Here is a 12,139-nt window from a genome sequence, read left to right on the forward strand (position 1 = left end):
GATCGATCGTGCCCGAGTACCTGCCGACCGCCCCGTACCGGGGAACCAGGGACTTCCTCCCCGCGGAGATGTCCGTCCGGACGCAGGTGTTCGGCCATCTCTACGACGTGGTCGAGCGCTTCGGCTACCAGCGCTACGACGGGCCGATCCTGGAGTCGGCCGAGATCTACGAGGCCAAGTCCGGGCAGGAGATCGCCGACCAGCAGCTCTACACGCTGACCGACCGCGGTGGGCGGCGGCTGGCGCTGCGCCCGGAGATGACCCCGTCGGTGGCGCGGATGATCGCCGGGAACGCGGGCTCGCTGCAGTTCCCGGTGCGCTGGTACAGCCACCCGAACTGCCACCGCTACGAGCGCCCGCAGCGCGGCCGCGTGCGCGAGCACTGGCAGCTCAACGTGGACATCTTCGGCTCGGACGCGGCCAGCTGCGAGATCGAGATCTTCGAGGTGGTCCACGCGCTGCTCGGCGAGTTCGGCGCGACGCGGGACATGTACGCGGTCCGCGCGAACGACCGGACGCTGCTGGCCAGCGCGCTGACCGATCTCGCCGGTGTGCCGGCCGAACACCTGGCCGCGGTGTACTCGCTGGTGGACCGGTGGGAGAAGTACGACCGTGACAAGCTCGCCGCCGACGCCGAGGAGATCGGCCTGAGCGACAAGCAGTTCGCCCGCCTCGCCGAGACGCTCGGCGCGGGCACGGCACTGCTGGACGAGCTGCCCGCTGAGGTCAAGGACGCGTCGAACCTGGTGCAGGTGCTGCGCAGCGAGGCCGCCGAGCTGGTCACCTACGACCCGCTGATCGTGCGCGGGCTGGCGTACTACACCGGCACGGTGTTCGAGGTGTTCGACACCTCCCCGGAGAACAACCGCGCCCTGTTCGGTGGTGGCCGCTACAGCGATCTCGCGGGCCTGTTCACCGCGAAGGAGATCCCGGGCATCGGGTTCGGCATGGGTGACGTCACCCTGATCGACTTCCTGACCACGCACGGGCTGCTGCCGTCGCCGCGCAGCGAATACGACGTGGCGGTCATCCCGGTCACCGCCGACCTGACCGGCGCGGCGCGCACGGTCGCCTCGAAGCTGCGCTCGGCGGGCCTGCGCACGTCGAGCCCGCTGGAGCACCGGAAACTGGGCAAGGAACTGACCCGCGCCGACAAGGCGGGCGCCCGCGCCGTGGTGATCGTCGGCCAGGAGGACTGGGACGCCGGGAACGTCACCATCCGCAGCCTGGCCACGCGGGAACAGTCCACCGTGGCGGTCGACTCCGCCGCCACTTCGGTGGCCGCCCTGCTCTGACAAATGCCGTGAATGTGGCTTCACCGCGCATTTCGCACGGTGAAGCCACATTCACGGCATGGGGTCAGCGGCCGACCAGGCGCATGCCCTCGTCCGGGTAGCGCTGTCCGGCGACCGCCTCCCGCGGCACCGCGCGCTCCACCTCGGCGAGGTCCTCAGTGGACAGACCGAGCCCGGCGGCGGCGACGTTCTCCTCCAGGTACTTCCGGCGCTTGGTACCCGGGATCGGCACCACGTCCTGCCCGCGCGCCTGCACCCACGCCAGCGCCAGCTGGCCGGCGGTCACGCCCCTGCGCTCGGCCAGTTCGCGCAGCTTCGCCACCAGTTCGAGGTTGCGCTCCAGGTTGCCGTCGGCCATCCGCGGCTGGCTCTGCTGCCGGAAGTCACCGGGCCCGAAGTCCGCTTTGGACTGGAACCGCCCGGTCAGCAGGCCCCGCCCGAGCGGCGAGTACGGCACCACACCGATGCCCAGCTCGCGGCAGGTCGGCACCACCTCGTCCTCGATGTCCCGCGACCACAGGCTCCACTCGGTCTGGAGCGCGGTGATCGGGTGCACCGCGTGCGCCCGCCGGACCGTCTCGGCCCCCGCCTCGGACAGGCCGAGGTGCCGCACCTTGCCCGCGGTGACCAGCTCGGCCAGCGCGCCGACGGTCTCCTCGATCGGCACCGACGGATCCACCCGGTGCTGGTAGTACAGGTCGATGTGGTCCACGCCGAGCCGTCGCAGCGACGCCTCCGCGGCCTCGCGCACGTAGGCCGCGTCACCGCGCACGCCGCGCTTGGCCGGATCGTTCTCGTCACGCAGGATGCCGAACTTGGTGGCCAGCACCACCTGGTCCCGGCGGTCGCCGATCGCCCGGCCGACCAGTTCCTCGTTGCGGCCGAAGCCGTACATGTCGGCCGTGTCGAGCAGGGTCACCCCCAGCTCCAGCGCCCGGTGAATGGTGGCGATCGACTCGGTTTCGTCACCTTCTCCGTAGAACTCGCTCATGCCCATGCAGCCGAGGCCCTGGGCGGCAACGGCGAGCGAACCCAGCTTGCGCTCTTCCATCAGCTCACTTCCCCGCCGCGCGGGCGAGCCGCTCGGGGTAGCGAGCCCCGGCAACGGCCTCGGCCGGCGCGGCCGCTTCGATTTCTTCGATGTCCTTCGCGGACAGTTCGATGTGGACGGAGGCGGCGTTCTCCTCCAGGTACTTGCGGCGCTTCGTGCCGGGGATCGGCACCACGTCGTCGCCCTGGTGCTGCACCCAGGCCAGCGCCAGCTGCCCGGCGGTGACGCCCTTGCGCTCCGCGAGCCCGCGCAGCGCCTCGACGATGGCCAGGTTGCGCTCCAGGTTGCCGTCGTTGAACCGGGGCAGGTCGCGGCGCATGTCGTCGGCGGGCAGGCTGTCCACCGAGGTGATGCTGCCGGTCAGGAAGCCCCGGCCGAGCGGGGAGAACGGCACGATCCCGATCCCCAGCTCACGGCAGGTGCCAAGGATCTCGTCCTCGATGCCCCTGGTCCACAGGGACCATTCGCTCTGCAGCGCGGTCACCGGGTGCACCGCGTGCGCCCGGCGGATGGTCGCCGCGCTCGCCTCCGAAATGCCCAGGTAGCGGACCTTGCCCTCGGCGACCAGCCCGGCCAGCGCGCCCCAGGTCTCCTCCACCGGCGTGTCCGGGTCCACCCGGTGCTGGTAGTAGAGGTCGATGTGGTCCACGCCGAGCCTGCGCAGCGAGTCCTCGCAGTTCTGGCGGACAAAACCGGCATCGCCCCTGGCGCCCATCGCGCCGTCCTCGCCCCAGACGATGCCGAACTTGGTGGCGAGCACGACCCGGTCGCGGCGGTCCTTGATGGCCCGCCCGACCAGTTCCTCGTTGGCCCCGGCGCCGTAGACGTTCGCCGTGTCCAGCAGGTTCACGCCCAGTTCCAGGGCGCGGTGGATGGTGGCGATCGACTCGGCGTCGTTGTCGCGCACGCCGTAGCCGGAGCTCATCCCCATGCAGCCAAGGCCCTGCGCGCCGACGGTCAGTTCGCCGAGCCTCTTGGTGGTGGTGCTCACGCGGTCTCCTTGATCGGCGCGTTCTGCTCGTTGAACTTGCGCTCGATCTGGTCGTAGTTGTCGATCTTGTAGTCGAGCACCTCGAGGCAGCCCTGCAGTTCGGCGATGCGCTCGCGGACCGAGCGGCGCTGCTCGACCAGGATGGCCTTGCGGCGGCCCGCGCTGGCCACGCCGTGGCGGCGCAGCGAGGCGTACTCGCGCATCATGCGAATGGGCATGCCGGTGGTGCGGAGCTTGGTCAGGAAGCCAAGCCAGTTCAGGTCGTCGTCGGAGTAGACGCGGCGCCCGGCCGTATCCCTGGCCGGGGCCTCGAGCAGCTTGATGCGCTCGTAGTACCGGAGGGTGTCGATCGACAGGCCACTCCGGCGGGCGGCCTCGGCTATCGAAAAGCTCATGTCCCGAAGGTACGACCTGGAGTGCGCTCCAGGTCAACTCCCGACCGCCGTCCGCGTTACGCTGCGCGCATGGCCCGCCCCAGAACCCACGACGACGGCCTCCGCGTCCGGTTGCTCGACCGCGCCGGCGAACTGCTCTCCGGTGAGGGCCCCGGCGCGCTGAGCCTGCGACGGCTCGCGAAGGACGCCGGTACCTCGACCACCGCGGTGTACTCGCTGTTCGGCAGCAAGCCCGACCTGATCAGCGCGTTGTACGTCGAGGGGTTCGCGCGGTTCGAGAAGCGCCTGGCGGCCATCGTGCGCACCGGTGACCACTTCGAGGACCTGGTGTCGCTCGGCCTGGCCTACCGGGCCAGCGCGCTGGCCGACCCGCACATGTACTCGATCATGTTCACCAAGGCGGTGCCCGGGTTCGAACCGGACGAATCAGCCACCGACCTGGCCCGCTCGACGATGAACCCGCTGCTGGACACCATTCGCGCGGGCATCGCCGACGGGGTTTTCGTCAACGAGCCCGCCGAGCGGATCGCGGCCTCGTCGTGGGGCATCGCGCACGGCATGGTCTCGCTGGAGATCAACGGAAACCTGCCGCCCGGCTTCGACGTCAGCGGGGCGTACGAAGCCGCCCTGCGCGCCAACGGCCGGGGCTGGCTCCGCGCTTAGACGGCGCCGTACTGGCGGTCGCCCGCGTCGCCGAGGCCGGGCACGATGAAGCCGGAGTCGTTGAGGCGCTCGTCGATGCTGGCGGTGACCACGCGGACCGGCATGCCGGAGTCCTCGAGGTGCTTGATGCCCTCGGGAGCGGCGAGCGCGCAGATCGCGGTGACGTCGGTGGCGCCGCGGTCGATCAGCAGCCGGATCGTGTAGGCCATCGAACCGCCGGTGGCGAGCATCGGGTCGAGCACCATCACCGGGCGGCCACCGAGGGATTCCGGCAGGGACTCCAGGTAGGGCGTCGGCTGCAACGTCTCCTCGTCACGGGCGAGGCCGACGAAGCCCATCTGGGCGTCGGGGATGAGCTTGTGGGCCTCGTCGGCCATGCCGAGCCCGGCGCGCAGGACCGGCACCAGCAACGGCGGGTTGGCCAGCCGGTAGCCGTCGGTGCGGGCCACCGGGGTGTGGATGCGCTCCACCCGCACGGGCGCGTCGCGGGTGGCTTCGTAGATCAGCATCATGGTCAGCTCGTGCAACGCGGCCCGGAAGGCGGCGCTGTCCGTGCGGGCGTCCCGCATGGTGGAGAGCCGGGCCTTGGCCAGCGGATGATCGACGACGTGGACGTCCATGGTGGACACCGTAGCCGCCGGGGCCGCCCTGTCGTACGAATGACCGACGCGGAGGGCCTTCCGTAGCGCTAGGCTGCCTGCCGTGAGTGAGCACCCTGGCCTTCCCGAACCGTCGCAGATGCGGGTGTCCGACGCCGATCGTGAGCGGGTCGCGCAGATCCTGCACAAGGCGATGAGCGAGGGCCGGATCACCGTCGACGAGCTGGAGGAGCGGCTCTCCGTGGTCTACGCCGCCAAGACGGCGGCCGACCTGCAACCGGTGACCGTCGACCTTCCGGTGGACGGGAACACCGCGGTCGTGGTGCCACCCACCTCCCGCGCGGTGTCGAGCCCGCACAACCTGGTCGGCGGGCGACCCGGCTCGACCAGTTCGGTCGCGGTGATGTCCGGCACCGAGCGCAAGGGCAGCTGGGTCATCCCGGCCACGCACAACAGCTTCGCCTTCTGGGGCGGCGTCGAGATCAACCTGATGCACGCGCGGTTCGCCGAGCAGCACACCACGATCAACGCGGTCGCGATCATGGCGGGCATCGACATCGTGGTGCCCGACGACATCATTCTCGACGTGACCGGCATCGGTTTCATGGGCGCCTTCGAAAGCCACGACCGCGGTGACGTGCAGCAGGCCCCGGACAACGCGCCGGTGCTCAAGGTGACCGGCTTCGCCTTCTGGGGCGCGGTCACCGTGGTCCGCAAGCCGCGCCAGGCCCCGGGCCAGGCGCGGCAGATCAACCCCTGAACAGCGACAACGTCGGGCGCTACCCCGTCGCCTAGACTCGCGGCATGACAGTTACGTCAACGGCGACGGACACCCCGTCACCGCTGCCAGAGCGGCTCGCCGACGCCACGCGCGACGAGACGAGCCTGCGCCGGTTCCTGCACGGGCTGCCCGGCGTCGACCAGGTCGGCGTCGAGCAGCGCGCCGCCGGGCTCGGCACCCGCAGCATCAAGAAGGCCGCCAAGCGCTGGGCCATCGACACCGCCATCTCGATGGTCGACCTGACCACGCTGGAGGGCGCCGACACCCGCGGCAAGGTGCGCGCGCTGGCCGCCAAGGCCAAGCTGCCCGACCCCGAGCACCCGGACACCCCGCGCGTGGCCGCGGTCTGCGTGTACCCGGATCTGGTCGCCACCGCGGTCGAGGCGCTTCAGGGCACCGGGATCGGCGTGGCCAGCGTCGCCACCGCCTTCCCCTCCGGCCGCTCCAGCCGCGAGATCAAGCTCGCCGACGTCAAGATGGCCGTCGACGCCGGGGCGTCCGAGGTCGACATGGTGATCGACCGCGGCGCCTTTCTCGAAGGCCGCTACGGCCACGTGTTCGAGGAGATCCAGGCCATCAAGACGGCCTGCGGCCAGGCCCACCTCAAGGTCATCCTGGAGACCGGCGAACTCGCCACCTACGACAACGCGCGGCGCGCCTCGTGGCTGGCGCTGCTGGCCGGCGGCGACTTCATCAAGACCTCCACCGGCAAGGTCTCCCCCGCGGCCACCCTGCCGGTCACCCACGTGATGCTGCAGGCCGTGCACGACTGGCACCAGGTCACCGGCGAACTGCGCGGGGTGAAACCGGCAGGCGGCATCCGCACCACCAAGGACGCGATCAAGTACCTGGTCGCCGTGCACGAGGTCGCCGGGCCGCAGTGGCTCGACCCGCACCTGTTCCGGTTCGGCGCCTCCAGCCTGCTCAACGACCTCCTGCTGCAGCGCCGCACCCAGCTCGACGGCCACTACAGCGGTCCCGACTACGTGACGGTGGACTGATGCCCGACTCACCCTTCGAATACGCGCCAGCACCCGAATCCCGCGACATCGCGAACCTCAAGCCCGCCTACCGCCCGTTCATCAACGGCGAGTTCGTCGACGGTGCCGGTGAGCCGCTGAAGTCGATCAACCCGGCCACCGAGGAGGTGCTCGCCGAGGTCTCCACCGCGTCGAAGTCCGATGTGGACACCGCGGTGAAGGCGGCCCGCCGGGCCTACGAGAAGAGCTGGGGCAAGATGCCCGGCGCCGAGCGCGCCAAGTACATCTTCCGCCTGGCGCGGCTGATCCAGGAACGCGCGCGCGAACTCGCCGTGCTGGAGAGCCTGGACAACGGCAAGCCGATCAAGGAGTCGCGCGACTCCGACATCCCGACCGCCGCCGCGCACTTCTTCTACCACGCGGGCTGGGCGGACAAGCTGGACTACGCGGGCTACGGCCCGGACCCGCGCCCGCTGGGCGTGGCCGGCCAGGTCATCCCGTGGAACTTCCCGCTGCTCATGCTGGCCTGGAAGATCGCCCCGGCGCTGGCCACCGGCAACACCGTGGTGCTCAAGCCCGCCGAGACCACCCCGCTCACCGCGCTGGTCTTCGCCGAGATCTGCCAGCAGGCCGAACTCCCGCCCGGCGTGGTGAACATCCTGCCCGGCGCCGGGGACATCGGCGCCGAGCTGGTCGGCCACCCGGACGTGAACAAGATCGCCTTCACCGGGTCCACCGAGGTCGGCAAGCTGATCCAGCGCACGGTCGCGGGCACGCCGAAGAAGCTCACCCTGGAGCTGGGTGGCAAGGCGGCGAACGTGGTGTTCGACGACGCGCCACTGGACCAGGCGGTCGAGGGCATCGTCAACGGCATCTTCTTCAACCAGGGCCACGTCTGCTGCGCCGGTTCGCGGCTGCTGGTCCAGGAGTCCATTGTGGACGAGGTGCTGGCGAAGCTGCGCTACCGCGTGTCCACGCTGCGCATCGGGGACCCGCTGGACAAGAACACCGACATCGGCGCGATCAACTCGCGCGAGCAGCTGACCAAGATCCAGGAGCTGGTCGACTCGGGCGACACCGAGGGCGCGCAGCGCTGGACCAGCCCGTGTCCGGTGCCCGAGCGCGGTTTCTTCTTCGCCCCCACGGTTTTCTCCGACGTGCAGCAGTCCATGCGCATCGCCCGCGAGGAGATCTTCGGGCCGGTGCTCTCGGTGCTCACCTTCCGCACGCCGGAGGAGGCGGTCACCAAGGCGAACAACACGCCGTACGGCCTGTCCGCCGGGATCTGGACGGAAAAGGGCTCCCGGATCCTGTGGATGGCGAACCAGCTGCGGGCCGGCGTCGTCTGGGCCAACACCTTCAACCGCTTCGATCCCGCCGCTCCGTTCGGCGGCTACCAGGAATCGGGCTTCGGCCGCGAGGGCGGGCGCACCGGTCTGGAGGCTTACCTCGATGTCTGATCGTCTTTCGGTGACCAAGACCTACAAGCTCTACATCGGCGGGAAGTTCCCGCGTTCGGAGTCCGGGCGCTCGTACCCGGTCTCCGACGCGAAGGGCAAGTTCCTGGCCAACGCCGCGCACGCGTCGCGCAAGGACGTCCGCGACGCCGTGGTGGCCGCGCGCAAGGCCTTCGGCGGCTGGTCCGGCGCCACCGCCTACAACCGCGGTCAGGTGCTGTTCCGCGTCGCCGAGGTGCTCGAAGGCCGTCGCGACCAGTTCGTCAGCGAGGTGAGCGCCTGCGAGGGCGTGCCTGCCAAGAAGGCTGAGTCCCTTGTGGACACCGCGATCGACCGCTGGGTCTGGTACGCGGGCTGGACCGACAAGATCGCCACCGTGCTCGGGGCGGCGAACCCGGTGGCGGGCCCGTACTTCTCGTTCACCGTGCCGGAGCCGACCGGGGTGGTCGGGGTGCTGGCGCCGCAGTCCTCCTCGCTGCTGGGCCTGGTCAGCGTGCTGGCCCCGGTGCTGGCCACCGGGTCGACCGCGGTGGTGGTGAGCAGCGCCGAGCGGCCGCTGCCCGCGATCACCCTGTCCGAGGTGCTGGCCACCTCCGACGTTCCCGGTGGGGTGGCGAACATCCTGACCGGGCGCGCCGCGGAACTCGGTTCTTGGCTGGCCTCACACGGCGACGTCAACGCGCTCGACCCGACCGGTGCGGCCGAGGCCGACCGCGCCGAGCTGGCGAAAGCCGCCGCGGGCACGGTCAAGCGGGTGCTCAGCGTGCCCGCCGAGGAGCCGGACTGGACAGCGCAGCCGGACATCAAGCGCCTGCGGCGCTACCTCGAAGCGAAGACCGTCTGGCACCCGCTGGGCGTCTGACCTACTCCATCAGGAGATCGGCGCTGGTCACCGCCCGGCCGGGCAAGGATGAACCCGGCCGGGCGCGCAGGCCGTCCAGCATCAGCTGGATGCAGCGCTCGGTGGCGAACGAGGCCACCGCCGCCGACCTCGGCGGCAGTTCGCGCAGCAGCAGCGACAGCATGATGGTCACGTCGCCGGCGCCCACGTCGGGCCGCAGTGAGCCCTCCTTCTGCGCCTGCTCGACGATCCGGTCCAGGATGTCGAGCGCCTCGCGGCGGAATTCCTGGGTCTTCGGGTCCGCCTGGAGCACCTCCCGCGCGAGCGGCGACAGCATGGCCAGCTGCACGCTCAGCTTCACCTTCTGCGTGAGGCGGAGGAACCGGACGAGCGCCTCCCACGCCGTCGATTCCTCCGCCTCCGCGGCCCGCGCGTCGACCAGCACGCTGCTGAACGTGTCCCGCGCGATCTCCCGCAGCAACGACACCCGATCGGGGAAGCGCCGGTAGAGCGTGCCGACGCCGACGCCCGCTCGGCGCGCGATCTCCTCCATCGGCACGTCGGGCCCGGCATCGGCGAACAACTCCTTGGCGGCGGCGAGGATCTGGTCGCGGTTGCGCCGCGCGTCCGCCCGCAACCGGGTCTCCTCGTGCTCGACCGTCATCTCAGCCACCTCTCAGCTTCCGCGGGATTGTCTCACCCCAACGGATGTGGACGCTCGCATTCCACATCGGTACCGTGAAAAGCGGAAGGTAAACCTCCACATACTCTTCGTCCGGATTGAGGTAGCCGTGTCCGAAACCACCACCACCGAGCGGGTCCCGTCGTTCCCGATGGAACGCCGCTGCCCGTACGCCCCGCCCGCCGAATACGACCGGATCCGCGCGGAGAACCCCGTGTCGCAGGTCGAGCTGCCGACCGGCAAACGGGCCTGGGTGCTCACCCGGCACGAGGACGTGCGCGCGATGCTCGCCGACCCTCGGTTCAGCTCGGACCGGGCGAATCCGCAGTTCCCCGCGCTGGTGGACAACACCAGGATGCGCGAGGCGTTCAAGCCGTCGCTGATTTCGATGGACCCGCCCGAGCACGGGCCGGCGCGGCGCGCGGTGGTCGGGGAGTTCACCGTGCGCCGGATGGAGGCGCTGCGGCCGCGGATCCAGGAGATCGTGGACCAGGCCATCGACGACCTGCTGGCCGCCGAAGAGCCCGCGGACCTGGTCACCCACCTGTCGCTGCCGGTGCCTTCCCTGGTGATCTGCGAGCTGCTGGGCGTGCCGTACGCCGATCACGAGTTCTTCCAGCAGCACTCGGGCCGGCTGCTCAGCCGGGAGACCACTCCCGAGGACCGGCGGCACGCGGTCGACCAGCTCACCGGGTATCTGGACAAGCTGATCGTGGAGAAGGAGGCGGCGCCGACCGACGACCTGCTCGGCAGGCAGATCGTCAAGCAGCGCGAGGACAACAACGTCGATCACGAGGCGCTGGTCAGCCTCGCCTTCCTGCTGCTGATCGCCGGGCACGAGACCACCGCGAACATGATCTCGCTCGGTGTGGTCGCGCTGCTCGAGCACCCGGAACAGCTGAAGCTGCTGCGTGACGATCCGGGTCTCACGCTCAGCGCGGTCGAGGAACTGCTGCGGTACTTCACCATCGCGGAGCTGGCGACGACCAGGCTGGCCACCGAGGACGTGGAGATCGGCGGGGTGCTGATCAAGGCGGGTGAGGGCGTGATCGGCCTGTCGAACTCCGCGAACCACGACCCGGCGGCCTACGAGCGGCCGGACGAACTGGACATCGCGCGGGGTGCGCGCAACCACGTGGCGTTCGGCTTCGGCGCGCACCAGTGCCTCGGCCAGAACCTGGCGCGCATGGAACTGCAGATCGTGTTCGACACGCTGTTCCGCCGGGTGCCGTCGCTGCGCATCGCCCGACCGGTCGACGAGCTGGACTACAAGCGCAACAGCACGGTCTACGGGCTGCACTCGCTGCCGGTGGCGTGGACATGAGGATCACCACGGACGTCGACCGCTGCGTCGGTGCCGGGCAGTGCGTGCTCACCGAGCCCGCGGTGTTCGACCAGAACGAGGCGGACGGCACGGTTGTCCTGCTGACCGACGAGGTGGGTGGTGAGGCGGCGGAGCGGGTGCGGGAAGCCACCCACATCTGCCCGGCGCAGGCGCTGTCCATTTCGGACTAGTTTCGGGCGGCCGGTGCCGTGAACGTGGCTTTCACGGCACTTCACGGCACCGGCGGCGGGCTAATTCGATTGTTGCGGTGGCGTGGCGGCTGGTAGAAGGCCGTCATGGAGATCCGGGAAGCAACCGTCGCGGAGCTGGCCACGCTGCCCGCGCTCGAATCGGCGTCGGATTCGATCTTCGCCGAGCTGGGGTTCCCGCCCCTGCCGCCGCCGGGCAGCCCCGACGAGCTGGCCGCCGCGCGGCTGGTGCTGGTCGCGGGTAGTCCGCCGGCGGGCTTCGCCAGGGTCGAGGTGGTCGACGGCAACGCGCACCTGGAACAACTCGCCGTGCACCCGGCGCACTTCCGCCAGGGCATCGGGACGTCACTGGTGCGCGCGGTCCTCACCTGGGCACGAACGGCGGGCTTCCCGGCGGTGACCCTGTGCACCTTCGCGGACATCCCGTGGAATGGCCCTTTCTACCGAAAACTCGGCTTCACCGAGGTCGCAGACCCGGGTCCGGGGCTTCGGGAGCTTCGGGCTCACGAACAGGCTTTGGGCCTGGATGATTTGGGGGCTCGCACGGTCCTTCGCCATCCCCTGACCGCTAGCTGACCCCGGCTTCCGCGGACACCGAGCGCGAAGCCAGGCAGCAGGCGCGATTCGGGGATGGGCGCCGGTTCGAAGACAGAGGCGAGAACCGGCGGTGAAGGCGCAGCGCCAGTCCGAGAAAGCGGGCACAGGTTCGAGCGAGCGCGAAGCCGAGAAGCGGGTCGAGCACGAGGCGCGGGTTCGGGCGCCAGGCGCGGGTTCGAGCGCCAGGCGCGGGTTCGAGCGCCAGGCGCGGGTTCGAGCGCCAGGCGCGGGTTCGGGCGCCAGGCGCGGGTTCGGGCGCCAGGGCGACAAGCGG

Annotated in this window: 14 protein-coding genes; 9 read left to right on the forward strand and 5 right to left on the reverse strand. The window is 70.3% G+C overall.

Annotated features, from left to right (window positions below):
- The first annotated feature begins 8 nt into the window (after nt 1-8).
- The gene (hisS, locus tag YIM_RS42985; protein ID WP_153035828.1) at nt 9-1,295 is read left to right on the forward strand and encodes a histidine--tRNA ligase; all 1,287 of its coding nucleotides are present in this window, start codon (nt 9-11) and stop codon (nt 1,293-1,295) included.
- 64 nt (nt 1,296-1,359) lie between these two features.
- Here hisS and YIM_RS42990 read toward each other — a convergent pair whose 3' ends face one another.
- From YIM_RS42990 to YIM_RS43000, 3 genes are read right to left on the reverse strand one after another with little or no spacing between them, the layout of a single operon-like run.
- The gene (locus tag YIM_RS42990) at nt 1,360-2,346 is read right to left on the reverse strand and encodes an aldo/keto reductase (RefSeq protein ID WP_153035829.1); all 987 of its coding nucleotides are present in this window, start codon (nt 2,344-2,346) and stop codon (nt 1,360-1,362) included.
- A 4-nt stretch (nt 2,347-2,350) separates the two neighbouring features.
- Nucleotides 2,351-3,277, reverse strand: a complete 927-nt coding sequence (locus YIM_RS42995; protein WP_153037621.1) for an aldo/keto reductase — start codon at nt 3,275-3,277, stop codon at nt 2,351-2,353.
- A gap of 56 nt (nt 3,278-3,333) precedes the next feature.
- Nucleotides 3,334-3,732 (reverse strand): MerR family transcriptional regulator, encoded by a 399-nt coding sequence (locus YIM_RS43000; RefSeq protein ID WP_153035830.1) that lies wholly within the window; start codon nt 3,730-3,732, stop codon nt 3,334-3,336.
- A 69-nt stretch (nt 3,733-3,801) separates the two neighbouring features.
- Here YIM_RS43000 and YIM_RS43005 point away from each other — a divergent pair, with 69 nt between their 5' ends.
- Complete coding sequence (locus YIM_RS43005) at nt 3,802-4,395, forward strand: TetR/AcrR family transcriptional regulator (RefSeq protein ID WP_153035831.1); 594 nt, start codon at nt 3,802-3,804, stop codon at nt 4,393-4,395.
- Here YIM_RS43005 and upp read toward each other — a convergent pair.
- Nucleotides 4,392-5,015 carry a uracil phosphoribosyltransferase gene (upp, locus tag YIM_RS43010; protein ID WP_153035832.1) on the reverse strand — a complete coding sequence of 208 codons (624 nt, stop codon included), beginning with the start codon at nt 5,013-5,015 and terminating at the stop codon, nt 4,392-4,394. The two genes, YIM_RS43005 and upp, sit on opposite strands and share 4 nt — an antisense overlap.
- A 118-nt stretch (nt 5,016-5,133) precedes the next feature.
- Here upp and YIM_RS43015 point away from each other — a divergent pair, with 118 nt between their 5' ends.
- Genes YIM_RS43015 through YIM_RS43030 form a run of 4 tightly spaced genes read left to right on the forward strand, consistent with a single transcriptional unit; the run spans nt 5,134 to nt 9,074 of the window.
- Entirely contained in the window at nt 5,134-5,754 is a 621-nt protein-coding gene (locus YIM_RS43015; RefSeq protein ID WP_153037622.1) for a DUF1707 domain-containing protein, read from the forward strand.
- A 44-nt stretch (nt 5,755-5,798) separates the two neighbouring features.
- Complete coding sequence (gene deoC / locus YIM_RS43020) at nt 5,799-6,776, forward strand: deoxyribose-phosphate aldolase (protein WP_153035833.1); 978 nt, start codon at nt 5,799-5,801, stop codon at nt 6,774-6,776.
- Nucleotides 6,776-8,215, forward strand: a complete 1,440-nt coding sequence (locus YIM_RS43025) for an aldehyde dehydrogenase family protein (protein WP_153035834.1) — start codon at nt 6,776-6,778, stop codon at nt 8,213-8,215. The genes deoC and YIM_RS43025 overlap by 1 nt, the downstream gene beginning before the upstream one ends.
- Nucleotides 8,208-9,074: an aldehyde dehydrogenase family protein gene (locus YIM_RS43030; RefSeq protein WP_153035835.1), complete on the forward strand. Its 867-nt coding sequence runs from the start codon at nt 8,208-8,210 to the stop codon at nt 9,072-9,074. Before YIM_RS43025 ends, YIM_RS43030 begins: the two co-directional genes overlap by 8 nt.
- A 1-nt stretch (nt 9,075) precedes the next feature.
- On the opposite strand, the gene YIM_RS43035 is transcribed toward YIM_RS43030, so the two are convergent.
- Nucleotides 9,076-9,717 (reverse strand): TetR/AcrR family transcriptional regulator, encoded by a 642-nt coding sequence (locus YIM_RS43035; RefSeq protein ID WP_153035836.1) that lies wholly within the window; start codon nt 9,715-9,717, stop codon nt 9,076-9,078.
- 169 nt (nt 9,718-9,886) lie between these two features.
- Between YIM_RS43035 and YIM_RS43040 the strand changes: the two genes are divergently transcribed.
- From YIM_RS43040 to YIM_RS43050, 3 genes are all read left to right on the forward strand, one after another.
- Nucleotides 9,887-11,059 (forward strand): cytochrome P450, encoded by a 1,173-nt coding sequence (locus YIM_RS43040; RefSeq protein WP_153037623.1) that lies wholly within the window; start codon nt 9,887-9,889, stop codon nt 11,057-11,059.
- Nucleotides 11,056-11,250 carry a ferredoxin gene (locus YIM_RS43045; protein ID WP_153035837.1) on the forward strand — a complete coding sequence of 65 codons (195 nt, stop codon included), beginning with the start codon at nt 11,056-11,058 and terminating at the stop codon, nt 11,248-11,250. The genes YIM_RS43040 and YIM_RS43045 overlap by 4 nt, the downstream gene beginning before the upstream one ends.
- Nucleotides 11,251-11,355: 105 nt before the next feature.
- The gene (locus YIM_RS43050; protein ID WP_153035838.1) at nt 11,356-11,844 is read left to right on the forward strand and encodes a GNAT family N-acetyltransferase; all 489 of its coding nucleotides are present in this window, start codon (nt 11,356-11,358) and stop codon (nt 11,842-11,844) included.
- Nucleotides 11,845-12,139 lie beyond the last annotated feature (295 nt).

Source organism: Amycolatopsis sp. YIM 10 (assembly GCF_009429145.1).
In the GTDB taxonomy this organism is placed as follows: domain Bacteria; phylum Actinomycetota; class Actinomycetes; order Mycobacteriales; family Pseudonocardiaceae; genus Amycolatopsis.